Origin of the sequence: Curtobacterium sp. MCPF17_021, assembly GCF_003234605.2 — a bacterium.
In the GTDB taxonomy this organism is placed as follows: domain Bacteria; phylum Actinomycetota; class Actinomycetes; order Actinomycetales; family Microbacteriaceae; genus Curtobacterium; species Curtobacterium flaccumfaciens.
This window is the reverse complement of sequence record NZ_CP126252.1, coordinates 2,644,684-2,666,133: the sequence shown is the minus strand read 5'-3', so window position 1 is coordinate 2,666,133 and position 21,450 is coordinate 2,644,684. Positions and strand designations below refer to the sequence as shown.

At 69.5% G+C, this 21,450-nt stretch carries 20 protein-coding genes; 14 read left to right on the top strand and 6 right to left on the bottom strand.

Translation table 11 applies throughout. The features are described from left to right. Nucleotides 1-85: 85 nt before the first annotated feature. The gene (gene rplA / locus DEJ29_RS12430) at nucleotides 86-775 is read left to right on the top strand and encodes a 50S ribosomal protein L1 (protein WP_017888639.1); all 690 of its coding nucleotides are present in this window, start codon (nucleotides 86-88) and stop codon (nucleotides 773-775) included. Nucleotides 776-860: 85 nt separating this feature from the next. Then, a complete protein-coding gene (locus DEJ29_RS12425) occupies nucleotides 861-1,469 on the top strand; it encodes a Pr6Pr family membrane protein (RefSeq protein WP_071406320.1) in 609 nt (202 codons plus the stop codon). On the opposite strand, the gene DEJ29_RS12420 is transcribed toward DEJ29_RS12425, so the two are convergent. Beyond that, nucleotides 1,466-2,149, bottom strand: a complete 684-nt coding sequence (locus DEJ29_RS12420) for a YqaJ viral recombinase family protein (protein WP_111095140.1) — start codon at nucleotides 2,147-2,149, stop codon at nucleotides 1,466-1,468. The two genes, DEJ29_RS12425 and DEJ29_RS12420, sit on opposite strands and share 4 nt — an antisense overlap. 67 nt (nucleotides 2,150-2,216) lie before the next feature. Then, nucleotides 2,217-3,428 (bottom strand): ROK family transcriptional regulator, encoded by a 1,212-nt coding sequence (locus DEJ29_RS12415; RefSeq protein ID WP_110863395.1) that lies wholly within the window; start codon nucleotides 3,426-3,428, stop codon nucleotides 2,217-2,219. A gap of 144 nt (nucleotides 3,429-3,572) precedes the next feature. On the opposite strand from DEJ29_RS12415, the gene DEJ29_RS12410 reads away from it, so the two are divergent. The 6 genes from DEJ29_RS12410 (at nucleotide 3,573) to DEJ29_RS12385 (ending at nucleotide 10,014) form a co-directional block, all read left to right on the top strand. Beyond that, nucleotides 3,573-4,319 carry a sugar phosphate isomerase/epimerase family protein gene (locus DEJ29_RS12410; protein WP_111095139.1) on the top strand — a complete coding sequence of 249 codons (747 nt, stop codon included), beginning with the start codon at nucleotides 3,573-3,575 and terminating at the stop codon, nucleotides 4,317-4,319. Beyond that, nucleotides 4,316-5,467: a Gfo/Idh/MocA family protein gene (locus DEJ29_RS12405; protein WP_111095138.1), complete on the top strand. Its 1,152-nt coding sequence runs from the start codon at nucleotides 4,316-4,318 to the stop codon at nucleotides 5,465-5,467. The genes DEJ29_RS12410 and DEJ29_RS12405 overlap by 4 nt, the downstream gene beginning before the upstream one ends. Before the next feature lie 113 nt (nucleotides 5,468-5,580). Beyond that, complete coding sequence (locus DEJ29_RS12400; protein WP_111095137.1) at nucleotides 5,581-6,882, top strand: ABC transporter substrate-binding protein; 1,302 nt, start codon at nucleotides 5,581-5,583, stop codon at nucleotides 6,880-6,882. Between the two features lie 217 nt (nucleotides 6,883-7,099). Beyond that, nucleotides 7,100-8,095, top strand: coding sequence for a carbohydrate ABC transporter permease (locus DEJ29_RS12395; RefSeq protein WP_017888646.1), 996 nt, complete (start codon nucleotides 7,100-7,102; stop codon nucleotides 8,093-8,095). Continuing rightward, nucleotides 8,088-8,927, top strand: coding sequence for a carbohydrate ABC transporter permease (locus DEJ29_RS12390; protein WP_071406325.1), 840 nt, complete (start codon nucleotides 8,088-8,090; stop codon nucleotides 8,925-8,927). The genes DEJ29_RS12395 and DEJ29_RS12390 overlap by 8 nt, the downstream gene beginning before the upstream one ends. A gap of 139 nt (nucleotides 8,928-9,066) precedes the next feature. Beyond that, nucleotides 9,067-10,014 (top strand): TolB family protein, encoded by a 948-nt coding sequence (locus DEJ29_RS12385; protein ID WP_111095136.1) that lies wholly within the window; start codon nucleotides 9,067-9,069, stop codon nucleotides 10,012-10,014. Between the two features lie 115 nt (nucleotides 10,015-10,129). Here the strand turns inward: DEJ29_RS12385 and DEJ29_RS12380 are convergent, their stop codons facing one another. The 3 genes from DEJ29_RS12380 to DEJ29_RS18375 all read right to left on the bottom strand — a co-directional run bounded on the left by DEJ29_RS12380 (nucleotide 10,130) and on the right by DEJ29_RS18375 (nucleotide 13,071). Then, nucleotides 10,130-10,807, bottom strand: a complete 678-nt coding sequence (locus tag DEJ29_RS12380; protein WP_071406345.1) for an ABC transporter ATP-binding protein — start codon at nucleotides 10,805-10,807, stop codon at nucleotides 10,130-10,132. A gap of 101 nt (nucleotides 10,808-10,908) precedes the next feature. After that, entirely contained in the window at nucleotides 10,909-12,456 is a 1,548-nt protein-coding gene (locus DEJ29_RS12375; RefSeq protein WP_071406327.1) for an ABC transporter permease, read from the bottom strand. 129 nt (nucleotides 12,457-12,585) lie between these two features. Further along, nucleotides 12,586-13,071 (bottom strand): hypothetical protein, encoded by a 486-nt coding sequence (locus DEJ29_RS18375; RefSeq protein ID WP_502866878.1) that lies wholly within the window; start codon nucleotides 13,069-13,071, stop codon nucleotides 12,586-12,588. Between the two features lie 57 nt (nucleotides 13,072-13,128). On the opposite strand from DEJ29_RS18375, the gene DEJ29_RS12365 reads away from it, so the two are divergent. The 5 genes from DEJ29_RS12365 to DEJ29_RS12345 all read left to right on the top strand — a co-directional run bounded on the left by DEJ29_RS12365 (nucleotide 13,129) and on the right by DEJ29_RS12345 (nucleotide 17,822). Next, nucleotides 13,129-13,869, top strand: coding sequence for a response regulator transcription factor (locus tag DEJ29_RS12365; RefSeq protein WP_017888661.1), 741 nt, complete (start codon nucleotides 13,129-13,131; stop codon nucleotides 13,867-13,869). Continuing rightward, nucleotides 13,866-15,404 (top strand): sensor histidine kinase, encoded by a 1,539-nt coding sequence (locus DEJ29_RS12360; RefSeq protein WP_111095135.1) that lies wholly within the window; start codon nucleotides 13,866-13,868, stop codon nucleotides 15,402-15,404. Before DEJ29_RS12365 ends, DEJ29_RS12360 begins: the two co-directional genes overlap by 4 nt. Nucleotides 15,405-15,683: 279 nt before the next feature. Next, nucleotides 15,684-16,199: a 50S ribosomal protein L10 gene (gene rplJ, locus DEJ29_RS12355; RefSeq protein WP_017888663.1), complete on the top strand. Its 516-nt coding sequence runs from the start codon at nucleotides 15,684-15,686 to the stop codon at nucleotides 16,197-16,199. A 51-nt stretch (nucleotides 16,200-16,250) separates the two neighbouring features. Beyond that, entirely contained in the window at nucleotides 16,251-16,634 is a 384-nt protein-coding gene (gene rplL / locus DEJ29_RS12350) for a 50S ribosomal protein L7/L12 (RefSeq protein WP_027466380.1), read from the top strand. A 270-nt stretch (nucleotides 16,635-16,904) separates the two neighbouring features. Further along, nucleotides 16,905-17,822, top strand: a complete 918-nt coding sequence (locus tag DEJ29_RS12345; RefSeq protein ID WP_111095134.1) for a hypothetical protein — start codon at nucleotides 16,905-16,907, stop codon at nucleotides 17,820-17,822. Between the two features lie 169 nt (nucleotides 17,823-17,991). On the opposite strand, the gene DEJ29_RS12340 is transcribed toward DEJ29_RS12345, so the two are convergent. After that, nucleotides 17,992-19,416: an amino acid permease gene (locus DEJ29_RS12340; protein WP_110863385.1), complete on the bottom strand. Its 1,425-nt coding sequence runs from the start codon at nucleotides 19,414-19,416 to the stop codon at nucleotides 17,992-17,994. A gap of 126 nt (nucleotides 19,417-19,542) precedes the next feature. Here DEJ29_RS12340 and DEJ29_RS12335 point away from each other — a divergent pair, with 126 nt between their 5' ends. Then, entirely contained in the window at nucleotides 19,543-21,417 is a 1,875-nt protein-coding gene (locus DEJ29_RS12335; RefSeq protein ID WP_111054426.1) for an ABC transporter ATP-binding protein, read from the top strand. Nucleotides 21,418-21,450: the final 33 nt, after the last annotated feature.

Sequence of the window (21,450 nt, the reverse complement as noted above, 5' to 3'; positions counted from 1 at the left end):
GATCGGGCTCCGGCCCACCACCAGACACCTTTCCGTGGGAGAGCCTCGCCGGCTCGCCAACCACGTATCTCGCAAGGAGACCACCATGGCGAAGAAGTCCAAGGCCTACCAGGCCGCGGCCGCGAAGATCGAGGCCGACAAGTTCTACACCCCGACCGAGGCCGTCGCCCTGGCCAAGGAGACCGGTTCCTCGAAGACCGACTCCACGGTCGAGGTCGCGCTGAAGCTCGGCGTCGACCCCCGCAAGGCCGACCAGATGGTCCGCGGCACGGTCATCCTGCCGCACGGCACGGGCAAGACCGCCCGCGTCATCGTGTTCGCGACGGGTGCGGCTGCTGAGGCCGCCATCGCCGCCGGCGCCGACGAGGTCGGTGGCGACGAGCTCATCGCGAAGGTCGCCGAGGGCTACACCTCGTTCGACTCCGCCGTCTCGACCCCGGAGCTCATGGGCAAGGTCGGTCGTCTCGGTAAGGTGCTCGGCCCGCGTGGCCTCATGCCGAACCCGAAGACCGGCACCGTGACCCCGAACGTGGCGCAGGCCGTCAACGACATCAAGGGCGGCAAGATCGAGTTCCGCGTCGACAAGCACGCCAACGTGCACTTCGTCGTCGGCAAGGCCTCGTTCACGCCGGAGCAGCTCGACGAGAACATCTCGACCGCGCTCGAGGAGATCAACCGCCTCAAGCCGTCGTCCTCGAAGGGCCGTTACGTCATGAAGGGCGCCGTCTCGACGACCTTCGGACCCGGCATCCCGCTGGACGTCAACAGCATCTGAGTCCACTGACTCGTGGAAGGACCCGCACCGGCAACGGTGCGGGTCCTTTCCGCATGTGGGGCGCGTGTCCCGATAGCGTGGAGCCGTGCGTACTCTCGTGAACTCGCTCCGACTGATCGCCGTCATCGCCATCGTCGTCGCGGTCGTGGCGCAGTGGCTCGAGAGCTCGCAGACCCCGACCTACTCGTTCTGGAACTTCTTCGGCTACTTCACGATCCAGTCGAACCTGATCATCGCCGTGGCCCTCGCGGTGACGCTCGTCGCCGCCGCCCGTCGCAAGCGGGCGGACCTCGCCGTCTCGGTGCTCCGTGGCGCCGCGACGGTGTACATCGCGACGACCGGCATCGTCTACAACACGCTGCTCACGGGCGCGAACGTATCGGCCTCGGTGCCGTGGTCGAACGACATCGTGCACAAGATCATCCCGGTGTACGCGGTGCTCGACTGGCTGCTGTTCTCGGACCGCGCACGCCTGCTGCTCCGGCACGTGTGGTGGTTCCTGCTCTACCCGGCCGTGTGGACCACCGTGGTGCTCGTCCGCGGCGCGACCGACGGGTGGGTGCCGTACCCGTTCCTCGATCCGGCGCAGGGCTACGGCGTCGTCGCGATCTACGTGGTCGGGATCGCGGTCTCGATCACGCTGCTCGGCATCCTCGTCGTCGGGATGAGCAGGCTGCGGCTGGTGAAGGTCTAGGAGCGGAAACCGCGGAGCTTGTCGAGCACAAGGTCGGCGAGCTGCACCAGCCCGCGGATCTGGTCGTCGTCGCGGTCGACCCAGCGGCACTCGGGTTCGTCGGCGACCGGCACGAACCCGTCGTGGCGTTCCCAGACGAACAGGGTGCGGTCGGCACCGAGCACGTACTGCTGCCACCAGATCTGCCGGAGGTAGTGCCGGGGGATGCTCCGCCAGGCCTTGCCGGTGGTCTTGATCTCGGCGAGCACCACGCGGGACGACTCGTCGACCCCGACGCCGTCCGGGGTGGCGAGGTGGGCGCGGTTCGCGGCGGCGTGGAAGAGGTGTGCCGAGGGCTGGATGCCGTGGGTGGCGGCCACCCAGGCGGCGATGACCGGTTCGCGGTCCTTGCCGTGCTCGGTGAACGCGTTGCCGGAGAACCGGGAGCCGTAGCGCTTCTCGGTGACGACGGCCTCGACGGCGCGCAGCGAGGCGAGCCGGGCGACGTCGGTGGCGGTGATGCCCATGGCGCGGGCGCGGAGCCAGGCGACGCGGTCTGAGGAGTGCGCGACGATGCGCTCGGTGTGGCCGCGCAGGGCGGTGAACGCATCACGCGCATCCGGGACCGGCGCGGACGACCCGGGAAGGGCCTCCAGACCGGGGTCCAGGTCGCCCCACAGGGTGGGCTGCACGATCGTCACCCGACGATTGTCCCCCCGACCACCGGCAAGACCGAAACCGACGCGCTCACGCGACCGCGGGTGCGCGTCAGGAGACGAGCTCGCGGCCCTCGGCGAAGGCGACCAGCTCGTCGACCCCGGCGGGGGAGAGGGCGTAGCCGATGGCGAGAGCGGCGGCCCCCTGCAGCGCGGCGAGGGACCCGGCGCGGGACTGCACGATGACGAGGTGCTCACTGGCCAGGGGCATCGAACGGGAGTAGACGACCTCGCGGACGCCGGCGAGCAGGTGCTCACCGGCCTGCGTGATCGATCCGCCGAGTGCGATGACGGACGGGTTGATGAGCGAGATGCAGGTCGCCAGGACCTCGCCGATGTCCCGACCGGCCTGTCGCACGGCGTAGATCGCGTCGAGGTCGGACCGGTTCACCAGGTCGATCACGTCCGCACCCGTGTGCACGTCGTGCCCCTTCGCACGGAGGGCGCGGGCGATCGCCGGACCGGAGGCCACGGCCTCCAGGCAGCCGGTGTTGCCGCAGTGGCAGGGGACGTCGCCGGCGCGGGAGACCCGCACGTGGCCGATGTCACCCGCGGTGCCCTGGGCGCCGCGCTGCAGCCGGCCCTCGGAGACGATGCCGGACCCGATGCCGGTGGCGACCTTCACGAACAGCAGGTGGTCGACGTCCGGCCAGCCGTGCTCCCGCTCACCGAGGGCCGCGATGTTGACGTCGTTGTCGAGCAGCACGTGGGCGGCGATGTGCTGACGGAGCCACGAGGGCACGTCGAAGCCGTCCCAACCGGGCATGATCGGCGGGTTGGCCGGGCGGCCCGTGGAGAACTCGACCGGTCCGGGGACGCCGATGCCGATCGCGATGACGTCCTGTCGGCTGCGCCCGACCTCGGCGAGCAGGTCGTCGATCGTCTCGACGAGCCAGGACAGCGTCGGCACCGGACCGGCGGCGATGTCGATCCGGGCCTCGCGGGTGGCGAGCGGTGCCGCGACCAGGTCGGTGACGGCGACACGACCGTGCGAGGCACCGAGGTCGGCGGCGATCACGAGCCGGGCGCGGGGCTTCAGCGCCACCTGGGCGGGCGGACGGCCGCCGGTGGAGACGGCGGTGTCCACCGCGCCGACCAGCCCGATGTCGATCAGGGAGTCGAGGCGCACGCCGATGGTGGAGCGTGCGAGTCCTGTCAGTGCGGCGAGCTCGGCCCTGGTGCGCGGCACGCCGTCGCGGAGGATCTGGAAAAGCTCGCTCGTCCCGACCGGAGGCGACGCTGCCGTCCGGTTCAAGTCGACCATGTGGGGAGTGAAGCACACATCGTTCGCGCCACGCAATGAAGTCCGTCGACATTCCTCGGACTTCTGCTTGACCGCCGACAAAAGTGCTCGTAGTGTGACGATCGGTCAGTGACGACCGCACCATCTCGACGAGGAGAACCCCTGGTGACCCAACCGCTCTCGGTCCAGCTCTACACGGTCCGCGATGCCCTCAGTGCCGATCTGCCCGGCACCCTGCAGCGCATCGCCGACATCGGCTACACGAACGTCGAGGCCTTCGGCTTCGTCGACAACGCCGACGAACTCGCCGCCGCCCTGCAGGGCGCCGGCCTCGCCGCCCCGAGCGGCCACGCCCGTCTGCTGGACGCCGGCGAGCAGGACCTCGAGCGCATCTTCCACGCCTCCACCACCCTCGGCTTCGGGACCCTCATCGACCCCCACATCGACGAGTCCCGCTGGACCACCCGCGAGGACGTCGAGGCGATCGCCCGCGAACTCAGTGCCCTCGCCCCGCGCGCCGCCGACCACGGCCTGGTGCTCGGTTACCACAACCACGCATTCGAGTTCTCGAACCGCATCGACGGCGTCAGCGCGTACGAGGTCTTCGCCGACGCCCTGTCCGACGACGTCGTGCTCGAGCTCGACACCTACTGGGTGCAGGTCGGCGGGGACGACCCGGTCGCGGTCATCGGCAAGTACGGCGACAAGGTCCAGTTCCTGCACGTCAAGGACGGCGACGGCTCGCACGACGACAAGCAGCAGGTCGCCGTCGGCAACGGCATCATGCCGATCCGCGAGATCATCGCCGCGGCGCCCGACGCACTGCACGTCGTCGAGCTCGACGACCACGAGGGTGACGTCTTCCAGGCCGTCGCCGACTCCTACACGTTCCTCGAGGGGGCCCGCGCATGACCGACACCACGACCGCTGCCGCAACGGCGACCGACAGCGCCACCCGCACCGGCCCCGTCGGGGTCGGCGTCATCGGCGCCGGGGTCATCTCGGACCAGTACCTGTCGAACCTCACCGTCTTCCCCGACGTGACGGTCCGCTTCATCGCCGACATCGACCTGCCGCGCGCCGCCGCGCAGGCCGAGAAGTGGGGCGTCCCCGGATCGGGCACCGTCGAGGAGCTCCTGGCCGACGACGACATCGAGATCGTCGTGAACCTGACGATCCCGGCCGCCCACGTCGAGGTCGCGCTGCAGGCCCTGGCCGCCGGCAAGCACGTCTGGGGCGAGAAGCCCTACGCCCTCGACCGTGCCAGCGCCGCGGAGCTCCGCGACGCCGCGGCCGCCGCGGGCAAGACCGTCAGCGTCGCCCCGGACACGTTCCTCGGCGCCGGCCTGCAGACCGCGCTCCGCACCATCCGCGACGGCCGCATCGGCGCCCCTCTGAACGGCCTGACGCTCTTCCAGAGCCCCGGACCCGAGTCGTGGCACCCGAGCCCCGAGTTCCTCTTCGCGTACGGCGCCGGTCCGCTGTTCGACATCGGCCCGTACTACATCACCACCCTCGTCCAGGCGTTCGGACCGGTGAAGAAGGTCACGGCGACGGCGTCGAAGTCCCGCGCCACCCGCACCATCGGCTCCGGGCCGAAGGCCGGCACCGAGTTCCCGGTGGACGTCCCGACGAACCACTCCGCGCTGATCGAGTTCGAGAACGGCGGCAGCGCGCAGAGCGTCTTCTCGTTCGAGTCCGACCGCGGCCGCACCGGCTTCGTCGAGATCGCGGGGGAGACCGGCACCGTCGTGTTCCCCGACCCGAACAACTTCGACGGCGACACCGAGCTGTACGCCCTCGGTTCCGAGGAGCCCGAGACGATCCCCGCGGTCGGCTCCACCTACTCGCGCGGCACCGGCGTGGTCGACCTGGCTCGCTCGCTGCGGGCCGGCGACGAGAACCGCGTCCCCGGTGCGCTCGCCTTCCACGTCCTCGACGTGATGGTCTCCATCGCCGAGGCGGCAGAACGTGGCGAGGCGGTGCTCGTCGAGAGCACCGTGTCGCCCTCCCCGACCCTCCCCGAGGGCTGGGACCCCGCGGAACGCACCCTGGCCTGACCGCCAGGGCGCTGCCCGCAACCCACAGCAGCACCCGACCAGCACCATCCGCAGCACCAGCTCCACCTCTGCACCATCCCTGCACCATCTCAACGACGAGAAAGTAGAGAGTCATGCGCACTGCCATCCGCGCACTGGCCATCACCGCGGCCGCCGCACTCACCGTGTCCGGCCTCGCAGCCTGCTCCTCCGGATCGTCCGGCAACTCCGGCGACTCGAAGACGCTCACCTACTGGGCGTCCAACCAGGGCACGTCCCTGCAGAACGACAAGGAGGTGCTGACCCCCGTCCTCAAGAAGTTCACCAAGGAGACCGGGATCAAGGTCGACCTCCAGGTCATCGGCTGGAACGACCTGCAGAACAAGATCCAGACCGCCGTCACCTCGGGCCAGGGCCCGGACGTCGTCAACATCGGCAACACCTGGGCGACCTCGCTCCAGGCCACCGGCGCCTTCCAGGAGTTCGGTGACGCCGAGATGAAGGCGATCGGCGGCGAGGACAAGTTCGGCAAGGTCGCGCTCTCCACCGGTGGCGCGCCCGACAAGACGGTCACGAGCGTCCCGCTCTACGGCCTCGCCTACGGCCTGTACTACAACAAGAAGATGCTGTCGGACGCCGGCATCACCCCGCCCACCACGTGGGAGGAGATGGTCTCGGCCGCCGAGAAGCTGACCAAGGGTGACACCTACGGCTTCAGCCTCGCGGGCGGTTCGTACACCGAGAACTCGCACTTCGCGTTCATCAACTCGGCGCAGAACGGTGGCGAGTGGTTCGACAAGGACGGCAAGCCGACCTTCACCTCGAAGGCCAACGTCGACGGCATCAAGCGCTACCTCGACCTCATGCAGGACTCGAAGGTCGCCAACCCGTCGAACGCGCAGTACGACAACGCGACGCAGTCCACCACGGACTTCGCGAAGAAGAAGGCCGCGTTCATCCTCAACCAGAACAACGCGAACGCGACCATCGAATCGCTCGGCATGAAGTCGTCGGAGTACGGCGTCGTGGCGCTGCCCGCCCCGAGCGGTGGCGAGCAGATCGCCTCGTTCCCGGCTGGCATCAACCTGTCGGTCTTCAAGAACACGAAGAACAAGGACGGCGCGCTCAAGTTCGTCAAGTACATGACGAGCATGGACACGCAGACGACGCTGGACAAGCCGTACTCGGCTCTGCCGGTGCTCGCCGAGGCTGCTGACTCCGTCACGGACGAGCAGACGAAGACGTTCCTCGACATCTACAACAACAAGGCGAAGCCGCTCCCGCTGGTGCCCGCCGAGGACCAGTTCGAGTCCACGGTCGGCAAGGCGATGAACGACATGTTCGCCAAGATCGCGACCGGTTCCAAGGTCTCCGAGGCCGACATCAAGTCGGCCCTGCAGACCGCCCAGGACCAGGTGTCCCAGGCCGCCGGTTGATCCACCCTGGAGGCCCGGGTCGCGTCCGACGGACGCGCCCGGGCCTCCGCCCCTGACGTTCCAGGGCCGACCATCCGTCGGCCGTGAGGCGGACGCCCCAGGGTCGACCACGCGTCGGCCGTGCGGCGCACGCCCCACGCACCCCGCGCCTCCCGGCCGCTGCCACGGCCCGCGCGGACCGCACCTGCACGCCCCTCCTGCCGAAAGGCCCCACCAGATGTCCACGACGGTCCTGCCCGACTCGGAGCGCATCGACCTGACGCACACGAAGGCCCCGACGATGTCGGGCCGTCCGCCAGGTCGCAAGCGCAAGACCCACTGGCTGCCCTACGCGCTCGTCGCGCCGGCCATCCTGTTCGAGCTGCTCATCCACATCGTCCCGATGCTCACCGGCATCTGGATCTCGTTCATCCAGCTCACCAAGTACTTCATCGCGAACTGGGGTGCCGCGCCCTTCGCCGGGTTCCGGAACTACCAGGTCGTCGTCGACTTCGACCAGGCGATCGGCCGCGGGGTCCTCAACTCGTTCCTCATCACGTGCGCCTTCACGGTCCTCGTGGTCGGGCTCTCCTGGACCTTCGGCATGGCCGCAGCCGTCGCGCTGCAGAAGCCGTTCGCCGGACGCGGGCTCTTCCGCACCCTGTTCCTCGTGCCCTACGCGCTGCCGATGTACGCCGGCGTCATCACCTGGAAGTTCATGTTCCAGCGTGATTCGGGGGCCCTGAACCACCTGCTCGTCGACCAACTCGGGCTGTTCGGCGGCAACGCCCCGTTCTGGCTCATCGGCAACAACGCCTTCGTGGCCGTCGTCGTCGTGGCGATCTGGAAGACCTGGCCGTTCGCGTTCCTGATGCTCATGGCCGGCCTGCAGTCGGTGCCGAACGACGTGTACGAGGCCGCCTCGGTCGACGGCGCCAAGCCGTTCCGCCAGTGGCGCTCGATCACGCTGCCGATGGTCCGCCCCGTCAACGTGACGCTCGTGCTCGTGATGTTCCTGTGGACGTTCAACGACTTCAACACGCCGTTCGTGCTGTTCGGCTCGACCGCGCAGCCACCCGCCGCGGACCTGCTGAGCTTCCACATCTACAACGCGTCGTTCATCACCTGGAACTTCGGTTCCGGTGCCGCGATGAGCGTCCTGCTCCTGCTCTTCCTGCTCGTCGTCACCGGCATCTACCTCGCCGTGACCAACCGGAGGTCCGTCCGTGCGTGAGACAACTGGCGCCAAGTCCTTCAAGATCATCACCCTGGTCGTCCTGACGCTGTTCACGGTCGTGCCGCTCTACGTGATGATCACCACGGCCATCAAGCCCCTCGGCGACGTGCAGGACAACTTCACGTGGATCCCGTCGCGGATCACCTTCCAGCCGTTCATCGACATGTGGTCGACGGTGCCGCTCGGTCGGTACTTCATCAACTCGCTCGTGGTCTGCACGGTGGCGACGGTGTTCTCGCTGATCATCGCGACGTTCGCCGCCTACGGTGTCTCGCGCTGGAACTTCAAGGGCAAGAGCACCTTCACCACCGCGGTGCTCTCCACGCAGATGTTCCCCGGCGTGCTGTTCCTGCTGCCGCTGTTCCTGATCTTCACGAACCTCGGCAACTCCCTCGGCATCCAGCTCGTCGGGTCGTGGCTCGGCCTGATCATCACGTACCTGACGTTCACGCTCCCGTTCTCGATCTGGATGCTCGCCGGGTACTTCGAGACCATCCCGCGCGAACTCGACGAGGCCGCGATGGTCGACGGTTCGGGCCCGATGGGTGCGCTGTTCCGGGTCATCCTGCCGTCGGCCCGTCCGGGCCTGGTGGCGGTCGGGATCTACTCGTTCATGACGGCCTGGGGTGAGGTCCTCTTCGCCTCGGTCATGACGAACGGCCTCGGTTCGACCCTGGCGGTCGGTCTGCAGCAGTACTCGACGCAGACGAACGTGTACTGGAACCAGGTCATGGCGGCGTCGCTCGTCGTGTCGATCCCGGTCGTGGCCGCGTTCCTCGTGGTCCAGCGCCAGTTCGTCGCCGGCCTGACCGCGGGTGCCGTGAAGTAGGCGGTCGCGTTCCATCGGTTCCCCCGCGAAAGCGACAGGTACCCGCCGACGTTCGGCGGGGATCTGTCGCTTTCGCGTTCGTGACCCGAGCGACCAGAGCCCGACCCACGCACCAGCACCCCGACGACAGGATGGAACCATGAGCGACGAGACCCGAGGGCGGCAGCTGCTGCCCGGACAGACCAGCCGCGTGCACGTGTACGACGTCGAGTCCCGCACCTCGCGGCTCGTGTTCGAGTCGGCGACGGTGCTCGTCGAGGCGCCGAACGTCCTGGACGCCGAGACCCTGGTGCTCAACGGCGACGGCGACCTGTGGCTGCTGCGACTGCCGTCGGCCGACAGCGGCACCGTGCTCGACGAGACGGCGCTCGTGCCGGTGCCGATGGACGGCGTCGACGAGATCAACAACGACCACGTGCTCGACCCGTCCGGCACCTCGATCGTGGTGAGCGCCCGCGACGGCGAGCTGTACCGCGTCCCGCTGCCCGAGGGCGGTCCCACTACCCGGATCACCGACGTCGCAGCGGCCCTGCCCACCAAGCGGAAGTTCTACCTGCACGGCATCGCCCCCGACGGGAGCGCCCTCGCGGCGATCGTGGGGGAGCTGTCCGAGGACGGCGTCTGGACGACCGACGTCGCGATGGTCGACCCGGAGACCGGCGAGCCGACGTTCGTCACGCGGGACGAGCACCCCGACGACGGCTGCACCATCAGTCCTGCCGGCGGGATCCTGCTCTGGAACACGGAGCGGTTCACCCCCGGTACCGCGCAGCTTGCCGTGCGCTGGCCCGGGCACGACAGCCCCGTCCGCCTGACGAACGACGACCGGGTGAACTGGTTCCCGCACCTGTCCCCGGACGCCGCACACCTGCTCTACCTGTCGTACGAGCCCGGCGTGCAGGGTCACCCGGCCGACCACCGCGTCGAGCTGCGCCTGCTGCCGGGGTCGCTCGTCCGCGGCGCACGGATCGCGGTCCAGCCCGAGACCCTGGTGGCCCTCGACGGCGGGCAGGGGACGGTCAACGTGCCGCCGTGGGCCCCGGACTCGAGGTGGTTCGCGTACTGCGACTACCCCGTGGCGGGGTAACGGCGGCGTCTTCACGCGCTGAGCGACAGTCCACGCGCCGCCGGACGCGTGGACTGTCGCTCACCGCGAAACGCGGGCGGACGCCCCGCGCCTGCCCGCGCGTGCGCCAGCCCAGCTAGACCTCGCGCACCTGCCCCTGTTTGATGTGCAGGCGCCGCTCGGCACGCTTCGCGACCCACGAGTCGTGCGTGACGATGACGACGGTCAGCCCGCGCTCCCGCCACTGCTTCTCGATGAGCGCCATGATCTCGTCGCGGGTCGACTCGTCGAGCGCACCCGTCGGCTCGTCGGCGAGCAGCACGCTCGGGTTCTTCACCAGCGCCCGGGCGATCGCCACGCGCTGCTGCTGGCCGCCGGACAGCTCGGCCGGCAGGTGCTCCATCCGCTCACCCAGTCCGACCTCGCGGAGCGCGGCGACCGCACGCTCGCGGACCTCGCTCCGCGACCGGTTCGCGAGCGACCCCGCGAACGCCGTCTCGACGTTCTCGAGCGCCGTCAGCGTCGGGATCAGGTTGAAGCTCTGGAACACGAAGCCGATCTCGGTCGCCCGCAGGTCGGTCAGCGCGCCGTCACCGAGCTTCGCCACGTCGCGGTCGCCACCGAGGTGGATCGACCCGGCACTCGGCCGGTCGAGCGCTCCGAGCATCTGCAGCAGCGTCGACTTGCCGCCGCCGGTCGGCCCCTGCACGGCCACGAGCTGCCCCTGCGGGATCGTCAGGTGGACGTTCGTCAGGGCGGTGACGGTCCGGTTCTTCTGCTGGTAGGTCTTGCTGACGTTCGTCAGCCGGTACATCGGACTGGAGGCACGGCTCGCCTCCGCCTCGCCGGTCGCGGTGTCGGTGCTGGTCACGGTTGCTCCTGTCGTCGGTTCGGTCGTGTCGGTGCGGCCGGGCATCAGGCCACGCTCCGGAGCGCCTCGGCCGGACGGAGCCGGCTCGCACGCCAGCCGCCGAGCGCGCCGGCGATGAGGCCGCCGAGGATCGCGAGGCCGATCGCCAGCAGGATGATCTCGACGGTCACCGGGGCGTGCAGGACCACGTCGGTCGTCGACGCGGTGCTCGCGCCGCCGCCGAAGCCTCCTGCCGGTGCACCGCCCGTCGTGCCGCTGCCCGCGGCCGCGGTCGCTGCGCCGCCGGGCATGCCACCACCGCCACCGGCACCCCCGCCGGTCGTGCTCGAGGCGCTCGCCGAGATCGTCGGACTGATGACGTTCACGACGAGGATGCCGATCAGGCCGGCCGCGGCGCCGAGCACGCCGCCGATCAGGCCCTGCACCAGGGACTCACCGGCCACCTGTCGGGTGATGCGGCCGTTCGACCAGCCGATCGCCTTGAGGGTTCCGAACTCGCGGGTGCGGCGGGTCACGCCGGAGATCGTGAAGAGGATCGCGATGAGGAACGCCGCGGCGAGCACCACGATCGACAGCCACTTGCCGAGGTTCGAGACCAGGCTCGACGCGGTGCTGAGCGACCCGGACACGCTCGAGGCCAGGTCGGCCTCGGTGGAGACGGTGGCGCTCGTCAGCTTCGCCTGCAGTGCGGACTTGATCGTGCTGACGTCGGACGAGGACTCGGCGGAGACGTAGATCGAGGTGACCTTGCCGTCGAGGTCGGCCAGCGCCTGCGCGGTGTCGAGCGGGATGTAGGTGTTCGAGCCCGTGGTCGAGGCCGAGCCGGTGGAGCTGACGATGCCGATGACGGTGAAGTCGGTGCCGCCGATGTCGACGGTGTCGCCGACCGCCTTGGACTCGCTCTTCGCGTACGACGCATCGAGCACGACGACGTCCTTGCCCGCGTCCTTCGCGGCGAAGGTGCGCCCCTTCGTGAGCTCGGTGCTCGTGAGCGGACCGACCGTCGCGCCGGACACCGGGATGCCGGTCACCGTGAACGAGTCGACGCTGAACGACCCACCGCCGAACCCGCCGCCACCGCCGGTGTCCCCACTCGGCGGGCCCTGCTGGGTGGTGCTGTCGCTGCTGGAGTCACTGCTGCTGTCCGTGCTGCTGTCGTCGGTCGACTGCTGCTGGACCTGGCCGGAGAACGTGCTGTTCTCGAGGGTCAGCACACCGGTCGCGGCCTTGACGCCGTCGGTGCTCGTGATCGTGGACAGGTTCGCGGCGTTCAGGGTGCTCGTGCCGCGCGCGACGGCGAGCCGCGACTGCGACAGGTCGGTCGAACCGCTGTCGTCGTCGCTGTCGCCCTGGCTGCCGAAGTCGAAGCTCGGACGCCCGCCGTTCGTCGACGCCGTCGCGGTCTTGGTGACGGTGATGTCGGTGCCGACGCCGTAGACGGACTGCAGGACGCTCGACTGCGCTGCCTGCACGCCACCCGAGATCGACGACACGATCACCACGAGGGCGATGGCCAGGGCCATCCCGATCGCGATGATGACCGTCTGCTTCTTGCGGTTCGTGAGTTCGCGCCTGAGGTAGGTCAGGAACATGGTTCTCCTCGGTGGTGGCCGGCTGGGGTCACCGGCCGCGCAGAGCACGCGGCGGGGCCGACGGAGGAGAAGCTAGGCACGCTGTCGATGACCGACCCATCGCGCACCTATGTGCCGGCTAAGGGCGCATCAGCCGACGTCGCCGTACCGCTGGCGCAGGTGCTCCGCGTACCCGCCGGGGGTCCGGCCGGCGAAGCGCCCGCTCGTCACCACCGGCAGGTCGACGGTGGCGTCCACCCGGAAGCCGAGCGCCCGCGCCCGGAGGCCCGGCCCCTCGGCGGCGAAGACGCCCCAGGTCGAGCTCTCCGGGGCGTCGACGCCGGCCTGTGCCAGGATCCCGAGCGCGTCCAGGTGCGGTTCGACGGTGCGGGCGGTGGCGACGTCCGCGCGGCGACCGCGGCGAAGAACCCGCCGGCCGTGCCGGCGGACAGGGGTGGGATGGTGGCGGCGACCGCTCGCGCGACCGCGAGGCGGTCCGTCGGTGTCGAGCCGGGCCTCCCGGTCGTCCGTTCGATCCGCGCGGTGTCCAGGTGCCGGGCCGACGAGGGCCAGGCTGCAGATCGCAACATGCTCTGAACGTCCGGAGCGGCAGACGTGGACGTGTCCTCGATCCACAGAACGCACTGGGTCGTGCCACAGACGACTCATAGGAACTTCTCGATACTCGAAGACGTGACCATCTCCCAGCCCGCAGCAGCCCCGCGCCTCACGCGTGCCGACGGAACCCCGTTGCGCATCCTGGTCGTCGACGACGAAGCCAGCCTCACCGACCTGTTGTCCATGGCGCTCCGCTACGAGGGCTGGGACGTCAAGAGCGCGAACGGCGGGCAGGACGCCCTGACGACCGCGCGGGAGTTCAAGCCCGACGCGATGGTGCTCGACGTGATGATGCCGGACCTCGACGGACTGCAGGTGCTCAGCCGGCTGCGGCAGAACAACGACGACACCCCGGTGCTGTTCCTCACCGCGAAGGACTCGGTCGAGGACCGCGTGACCGGGCTCACCGCGGGCGGCGACGACTACGTCACCAAGCCGTTCTCGCTCGAGGAGGTCGTGGCGCGTCTGCGCGGGCTCATCCGCCGCTCGCAGATCTCGATCTCCGAGGCCGGCGACTCCCGCATCGTCGTCGGCGACCTGGTGCTCGACGAGGAGTCGTACGAGGTGCACCGCGCCGGCCGCCCGATCGAACTGACCGCCACCGAGTTCGAGCTGCTCCGGTTCCTGATGCGGAACCCCCGCCGCGTGCTCTCGAAGGCGCAGATCCTGGACCGCGTGTGGTCGTACGACTTCGGCGGCAAGTCGTCGGTCGTCGAGATCTACATCTCCTACCTGCGCAAGAAGATCGACGCCGGTGAGACCCCGATGATCCACACGGTGCGCGGCGTCGGGTACGTCATCAAGCCGACCTCGTGACCCTGCGGCGCCGGCTCGTCCTGAGCATCGTCGCCCTCGTCGTCGCCGTCAGCGCGGTGATCGGGGCGGCCAGCATCATCGCGCTCTTCTCGATCCAGACCAGCGCGATCGACAAGCAGATCACGAGCGCCACCCACCGGGCGCAGCGGTACCTGCAGCAGAACCAGTCGGGGCAGCCGAGCATCGACCTGTCCCGGCCGTCCGGGCAGGCCGCCGGCACCCTGACGGCGTACTTCGTCGACGGGCAGGTGGTCATCGCGAACGTGCTCGACGACTACGGCCGTCCGAGCGGGATCCCGCAGGCCAGCGCCGAGGCACTGGGGTCCGTCCGCGTGGACGCCGACCCGGAGACGATCGACCTCGGCTCGGACGTCGGGCGGTACCGCCTCGCCGCCGTCAACGTCGGCCCGGCCGTCCTGGTCGTGGGACTCCCGATGGCCCCCGTCTACGACAGCGTCTGGAAGCTCTTCGGGGTCGTCCTCTCCGTCGTGGCGACCGCACTGGTCGCCGGTTCGGTCGTCGCGGCGTTCGTGGTCCGGCAGTCGCTCCGGCCGCTCGAGCGCGTCGCCGAGACCGCCTCCACCGTCGCACGCATGCCGCTCGATCGCAGTGACGCCCTCGACGGTGTCCGTGTGCCCGACACCGACCCCCGCACCGAGGTCGGCCGGGTCGGCAGCGCCTTCAACCGCATGCTCGGGCACATCGGCAGTGCGATGCAGGCGCGGGAGCGCTCGGAACAGAAGGTGCGGCAGTTCGTCGCCGACGCCTCGCACGAGCTCCGGACACCGCTCGCCTCGGTGCGCGGGTACGCCGAACTCACCCGGCGCATGGGCGGCGACCTGCCGAAGGACGTCGTCTACGCGATGAGCCGCATCGAGTCCGAGTCCATCCGGATGACCTCGATGGTGGAGGACCTGCTGCTCCTCGCCCGGCTCGACGAAGGCCGCGAGATCCAGTTCGCCGAGGTCGACCTGACCGGACTGGTGCTCGACGCGGTGAACGACGCCCACGCCGCGTCCCCCGAACACCCGATCGAGGTCGACGTCCCGCCGGAGCCGGTCACCATCACGGGGGACGCCGCACGCCTGCACCAGGTCATCGTCAACCTCGTCACGAACGCCCGGACCCACACGCCCGAGGGCACCCGCATCACGGTGGGCCTCGCCCCGGTCGACGGCGGCATTGACCTGACCGTGCGCGACACCGGCCAGGGCATCGACCCGGAGTTCCTGCCGAAGCTGTTCGAGCGCTTCGCCCGGGCGGACAGTTCGCGGTCCCGCACGGTCGGATCGACCGGCCTGGGGCTCGCCATCGTGGACGCGGTCGTGCAGGCGCACGGCGGCCGGGTCGAGGTCACGAGCGAACCGGGGGACACCGTGTTCACGGTGCACCTGCCCCGCGACCCGGCTGCGGCTGCGGCTGCCGCCGGGGCCGGGGCCGGGGCCGGGGCCGGGGCTGTCGCGTCGTCGTCGGCTGACCCTGCCGGGTCCGCGGACTGGTCGGCGACACCCGCTGCGGTGGACCGTACCCACTGACGGACGGGAGGCGCGGGGCGGGCCCGCCCCGCGCCTCCCGACCGCTGTTTGGTCTCGTCCACGGCATCTGCTACTCTTCTCGAAGCCAAAGACCGCCGGATGTCGTGCTGCTCGCAACGTGTTTGTGAACATCGTGACCGAAGGTCCTCACTCGTGAGGCATCCCGCGCAGGTGTTCCGAACCACTCCCACCATCTGGTGAGAGCAGCTCCGAGCCTCTGCGCCGGAGCTTTTTTCGTTCGTGGACCTGGGGCTGCCGGCAAGACCCCCAAGGAGAACCATGGCGAACAAGGAAGCTGCGGTCGCCGAGCTCACGGAGTCCTTCCGTAGCTCGAACGCCGTTCTGCTCACCGAGTACCGCGGTCTCACGGTCGCGCAGCTCAAGGAGCTCCGCAACTCGATCCGTGAGCACGCCACGTACGCCGTGGTGAAGAACACGCTGACCAAGATCGCGGCGAACAACGCCGGCATCTCGTCGTTCGACGACGAGCTCGCCGGTCCGTCCGCTCTCGCCTTCGTCCACGGTGACACCGTCGCCGTCGCGAAGTCGCTGCGTGCATTCGCCAAGGCGAACCCCGAGCTCGTGGTGAAGGGCGGTTACTTCGACGGTAACCCGCTCACCGCGACCGAGGTGGACAAGCTCGCCGACCTCGAGTCCCGTGAAGTGCTGCTCGGCAAGCTCGCCGGCGCACTCAAGGCCTCGCTGTTCGGTGCTGCGTACCTGTTCCAGGCACCCCTCTCGCAGGCCGTCCGCACCGTGGACGCCCTTCGCGAGAAGCAGGAGTCCGCGGCCTGATCAGGCTCGCGTTCATCAACCACACGTACTAGCTAGTAGTAGGAGAAAATCATGGCGAAGCTTTCGCAGGACGAGCTCATCGAGGCCTTCAAGGAGCTCACGCTCATCGAGCTCTCGGACTTCGTGAAGAAGTTCGAAGAGGTCTTCGAGGTCACCGCGGCCGCCCCGGTCGCCGCTGCCGCCCCCGCCGGCGCAGCTGCTCCGGCCGAGGCCGCTGAGGAGAAGACCGAGTTCGACGTCATCCTCAAGTCCGCTGGTGACAAGAAGATCCAGGTCATCAAGGAGGTCCGTGGCCTGACGTCGCTCGGCCTCGGTGAGGCCAAGGCGCTCGTCGAGACCGCCGACGCCAAGATCCTCGAGGGTGCGAACAAGGAGACCGCCGACAAGGCGAAGGCGACCCTCGAGGCCGCTGGCGCCACGATCGAGCTCGCGTAGTCTCGACCGTTCCGGTCACGAAGGCCGCTGCCCCTCGGGGCGGCGGCCTTCGTCGTGTGCTGGGGTGTGTGCGCTTCTTGTCGCTTTCCCCAAAGCGACAGATGGGCCCGGAAAGAGCACAGCTTCTTGTCGCTTCAGCGCCTCTGGCGGTGCCCACTTCCGGAGAATCGTCGCTTTGGCATCGCGGCACGACCGCCTGGAGGCGCGTGGATTCTCCACAGATCGGCGAACGTCGCCGACATCGGTTGCGCTGGGCGACAGAGTGCTGCCATGCACCCCGCCAACGCCATCGCACTGTTCCGGACGAACAGACTCGACCGCGCGGACGCTCGACAGCTGCAGCGCCGCAAGCTGGCCGGTGAACTCGTCCGCGTGCGACATGGCGTCTACGTCGATCGCTCGGCGTGGGACGCGCTCGACGGCCGGAGTCGACACCTCGTCCGCATGCGGGCCGCTCTCCCGCTGCTCCGCGGAGGCGCTGTGTGGTCGCTCGACTCAGCGGCTGCGATCCTCGGGGCACCTCGTCTCGACCCGTGGCCGGAGCGCGTCCATGCGAACGTGCCCGCACTGGAGCACGACCTCCGACGTACCGGGCTGACGATGCACGCCGGGTCCTCGCTCGTGTCGGGGCACCGTTTCCACGGCGTCGAGTACACCGCTCTCGCGCAGACGACGATCGAGCTCGCCCGTCGGGGACCCCTGGCTGCAGCGGTCGTCGGGTTGGACCACGCGCTCCGCAACGGAGTCCGGCACGAAGACCTCGAGCACCTGGCGCTGACTGCCGGTCCGTGGGGCGCGGTCCGCCTTGAGCACGCGTTGGAGATCTGCGATGTCCGCCACGAGTCGGTGGGCGAGTCCTACTTCGCAGCGCGTGCGGCCGAGCTCGGGTGCCCGGACATGGAACCGCAGCACGAGTTCATCGGCGTGGACGGCGCCGTTGACCGGGTCGACTTCTGGTTGCCGAGGCAGGGGATCGTGATCGAGTTCGACGGGCGGCAGAAGTACGAGGACCGCGAGATGCTGCGGGGGAGGAGCGGCGCCGACGCCGTCTGGAGCGAGAAGCGGCGCGAGGACCGGGTCCGTGCTCGCGGCGAGGTCAACGGGTTCGTCCGCGTGTACTGGGAGCACCTCGTCGTGCCGGAGCGCCTCCGAACCCTGTTCCGTCAGCACGGTGTGCCGTGCCGATGACGTCCTGGCTTGTTGGTGCTGCCAGAGCGACACTTCTCGCGGGAGGTGAGTCATGCCTCCCGGCAAAGCGACAGAGTGCCGCGAATGTTCCGCGGGCATCCGTCGCTTTGCGGGAGTGAGCGCGTGAGGTCGGCGCGGCGGTCGGGCGGGGCGGCGTGGCGCGCGCGCGTCAGCGCAGGGTGCTGTGGCGGCGGCCGTAGGCCAGGTAGAGCAGGGCACCGGCGACCATCCAGATGCCGAAGGCGATCCAGGTGGTGGCGCCGAGGAACACCGCGAGCAGCACGCAGCTCAGGGTGCCGAGGACCGGCACGACGGGGAACAGCGGCACCCGGTACGAGCGCTCCAGGTCGGGCTGCGAGCGGCGGAGCACGATGACGGACACGTTCACCAGGGCGAAGGCGACGAGGGTGCCGATGCTCGTGGCGTCGGCGAGTTCCCCGAGGGGCACGAGCGCGGCGACGATCGTCACGGCGATGCCGATGATGAGCGTGTTCGCGATCGGAGTCCCGGTGCGGCGGGAGACCCGGCCGAAGACCTTCGGCACCAGGCCGTCGCGGGACATCGTGAGCAGGATGCGGGTCTGGCCGTACAGGACGGTGAGCACGACGCTGGCGATGGCGACGACCGCCCCGATCGAGAACACGAGGGCGACGAGCGGTTGCCCCGTGACGTCGACGACGATGCGGACGAGCGACGCCTCGGACGACGAGAACGCGGTCCACGAGCGGGCCCCGACGGCAGCGATCGCGACGAGGATGTACAGCGCGGTGATGAGCGCGATCGAGCCGATGATCGCCCGGGGCAGGTCGCGGCGGGGGTTCTTCGCCTCTTCACCGGCGGTCGAAGCGGCGTCGAAGCCGATGTACGAGAAGAAGAGCCGTGACGCGGCGGCGGTGACCCCGGCGGCACCCATCGGGGCGAGCGGTTCGAAGTTCTGCGCCCGGAACGCCGTGAACGCCACGACGACGAAGAAGACCAGCAGAGCGATCTTCACGATCACCATGACCGTGTTCACCCAGGCGCTCTCGCGGGCACCGGGCAGCAGCACGGCGGTGGCGAGCAGGACCAGGACCGCCGCGGGCAGGTTGACCACGCCGCCGTCGACCGGGGGAGCGGCGAGTGCGGTGGGCAGGTGCAGTCCGAACACGCGCAGGGTCTCGTCGACGTACTCGCTGGCACCGACGGCGACCGCGGCCACCGAGACGGCGTACTCGAGCACGAGGCACCATCCGCAGATCCAGGCGATGCCCTCGCCCATCGTGGCGTAGGTGTACGAGTAGCTGGACCCCGAGGTCGGGACGGCGCCCGCCATCTCGGCGTACGACAGCGCGGACAGCAGCGCGGCGATCCCCGCGACGACGAACGAGATCCAGACGGCGGGACCGGCGAGCGGGACCGCGGTGCCGAGGACGACCAGGATGCCGGTGCCGAGCGTGGCCCCGACGCTGATCATCGTCAGCTGCCAGACCCCGAGCGACCGACGGAGCGGTTCCCCGTTCACACCGCGGGAGGCTTCGGCCTGCAGCTGCTCGATCGGCTTGCGGCGGGCGAGCTGCGCCCCCAGGGACGTGGGACGTGACGGCGCGGACGACATGGGACCTCGGTGGTGCGGGGACGGGGACGGCACATGCTCGCACGCCCCCTGAACGGGGTCAAATACTGCGGGGCTGTGGACAGGGCGGTCGATGTCCGAGCGCGGGTCTACGGTGGCTCCATGAGCATGGGACACGGCGGGCGAGGCGGCGGTCCGCGCGGGGGTGGGCGCATCTCGAGCGGCGACTTCCGCGCGCAGAAGGCCGCCAACGCCGAGGCGCCGAGGATCCCGCACCTGGTCCGGCGCATCGCCGCACTGTTCGAGCCGCACCGTCGGGCGATCATGCTCACAGTCGTCCTCGTGCTGATCGGTGCGGCCATCTCGGTCGTGCCGCCACTGCTCACCCAGCAGGCGTTCGACCGTGGGTTGTTCCCGCCGTCGGGTCGCCCCGACGTCCCGGTGCTGGTCGAGCTCGTGTCCGCGATGGTCCTGCTCTGGATCGCGAGCGCCGGGGTCGGCGTCTGGCAGACGTACCTGACCGCGACGGTCGGCAACAAGGTCATGGGTGCGATGCGGATGCGCCTGTTCGCGCACCTGCAGCGGATGGAGCTCGCGTTCTTCACCCGCACCAAGACCGGCGTCATCCAGTCGCGCCTGCAGAACGACGTCGGTGGCGTGGCGAGCGTGCTGAACAACACGATCTCGTCGGTGCTCGGCAACACCGTGACCGTGATCGCCGCCGTGGTCGCGATGCTCCTGCTGAGCTGGCAGATGACGCTGGTCGCCGTGGTCCTGCTGCCGCTCCTCGTGATCGCGCAGCGCCGCGTCGGCCAGGTCCGCGCCCGCATCGCCGCGCAGACGCAGGAGTCGCTGTCCGACATGACGGCCATCACCCAAGAGGCGTTGAGCGTCTCGGGCATCCTGCTGGCGAAGAGCTTCAACCAGCAGGCCAGCGAGACCCGCCGCTACGGGGACGAGAACCGCAACCAGATCACCCTGCAGGTGCGCCAGCAGATGTCCGGGCAGTGGTTCTTCGCGATCGTGCAGATCTTCCTGTCGATCATCCCGGCGATCATCTACGTCGTCGCCGCGTACCTGATCATCGGCGACGTCCCGATCACGGCCGGCACGATCGTCGCGTTCACGACGGTGCAGTCCCGGCTGCTGTTCCCGACGGTCGGGCTGCTGCGCGTGGTCCTCGACCTGCAGACCTCCGGTGCGCTCTTCGCCCGCATCTTCGAGTACTTCGACCTCAAGCCGGCCATCACGGACTCGCCGACCGCACGGCCCGTGGACGAGTCGAAGGTCGGCCACGTCGCCTTCGACGACGTCGTCTTCACCTACCCCGACGGCGAAGCGGACAAGCCGACCCTGCGCGGGGTGTCGTTCGAGCTCCGCCCCGGGCAGTTCGCGGCCTTCGTCGGTCCCTCCGGCGCGGGCAAGACGACGGTGTCCTACCTGGTGCCCCGGCTGTACGAGGCGACCGAGGGATCGGTGCGGTTCGCCGGGCAGGATGTCCGCGACCTGGTGCACGAGGACCTGATGCGGCACGTCGGCATCGTCAGCCAGGAGACCTACCTGTTCCACGCCACGATCGGCGAGAACCTGCGGTACGCCAAGCCCGACGCCACCGACGACGAGCTCGAGCGTGCGGCTCGTGCGGCGAACATCCACGACACGATCGCGTCGTTCCCGGACGGTTACGACACCGTCGTGGGGGAGCGCGGCTACCGCCTGTCCGGTGGCGAGAAGCAGCGCATCGCCATCGCGCGGGTCATGCTGAAGGACCCGCCGGTGCTCGTCCTCGACGAGGCCACCAGTGCACTCGACTCCATCTCGGAACACGTCGTGCAGACGGCGCTCGACACTGCGGCGGCCGGTCGGACCACCATCTCGATCGCGCACCGGTTGTCGACGATCCGCGACGCCGACGTCATCTTCGTCCTGGACCACGGGCAGATCGTCGAGCAGGGCACGCACGACGAACTCCTCGCCCTCGACGGCACGTACGCCCAGCTGCACCGGCAGCAGAACACGTCGGCGGACGTCGTCCGGCCCTGACCGGTCGTGGTCGCGACCGGGCGCCGGACAGGA

Coding starts and splice junctions, on each gene's coding strand:
- DEJ29_RS12380 (WP_071406345.1), bottom strand. CDS start 10,807: ATGTACCGGCTGACGAACGTCAGCAAGACCTACCAGCAGAAGAACCGG.
- DEJ29_RS12400 (WP_111095137.1), top strand. CDS start 5,581: ATGCGCACTGCCATCCGCGCACTGGCCATCACCGCGGCCGCCGCACTC.
- rplJ (WP_017888663.1), top strand. CDS start 15,684: ATGGCGAACAAGGAAGCTGCGGTCGCCGAGCTCACGGAGTCCTTCCGT.
- DEJ29_RS12395 (WP_017888646.1), top strand. CDS start 7,100: ATGTCCACGACGGTCCTGCCCGACTCGGAGCGCATCGACCTGACGCAC.
- rplL (WP_027466380.1), top strand. CDS start 16,251: ATGGCGAAGCTTTCGCAGGACGAGCTCATCGAGGCCTTCAAGGAGCTC.
- DEJ29_RS12415 (WP_110863395.1), bottom strand. CDS start 3,428: ATGGTCGACTTGAACCGGACGGCAGCGTCGCCTCCGGTCGGGACGAGC.
- DEJ29_RS12340 (WP_110863385.1), bottom strand. CDS start 19,416: ATGTCGTCCGCGCCGTCACGTCCCACGTCCCTGGGGGCGCAGCTCGCC.
- DEJ29_RS12335 (WP_111054426.1), top strand. CDS start 19,543: ATGGGACACGGCGGGCGAGGCGGCGGTCCGCGCGGGGGTGGGCGCATC.
- DEJ29_RS12345 (WP_111095134.1), top strand. CDS start 16,905: ATGCACCCCGCCAACGCCATCGCACTGTTCCGGACGAACAGACTCGAC.
- DEJ29_RS12385 (WP_111095136.1), top strand. CDS start 9,067: ATGAGCGACGAGACCCGAGGGCGGCAGCTGCTGCCCGGACAGACCAGC.
- DEJ29_RS12375 (WP_071406327.1), bottom strand. CDS start 12,456: ATGTTCCTGACCTACCTCAGGCGCGAACTCACGAACCGCAAGAAGCAG.
- rplA (WP_017888639.1), top strand. CDS start 86: ATGGCGAAGAAGTCCAAGGCCTACCAGGCCGCGGCCGCGAAGATCGAG.
- DEJ29_RS12405 (WP_111095138.1), top strand. CDS start 4,316: ATGACCGACACCACGACCGCTGCCGCAACGGCGACCGACAGCGCCACC.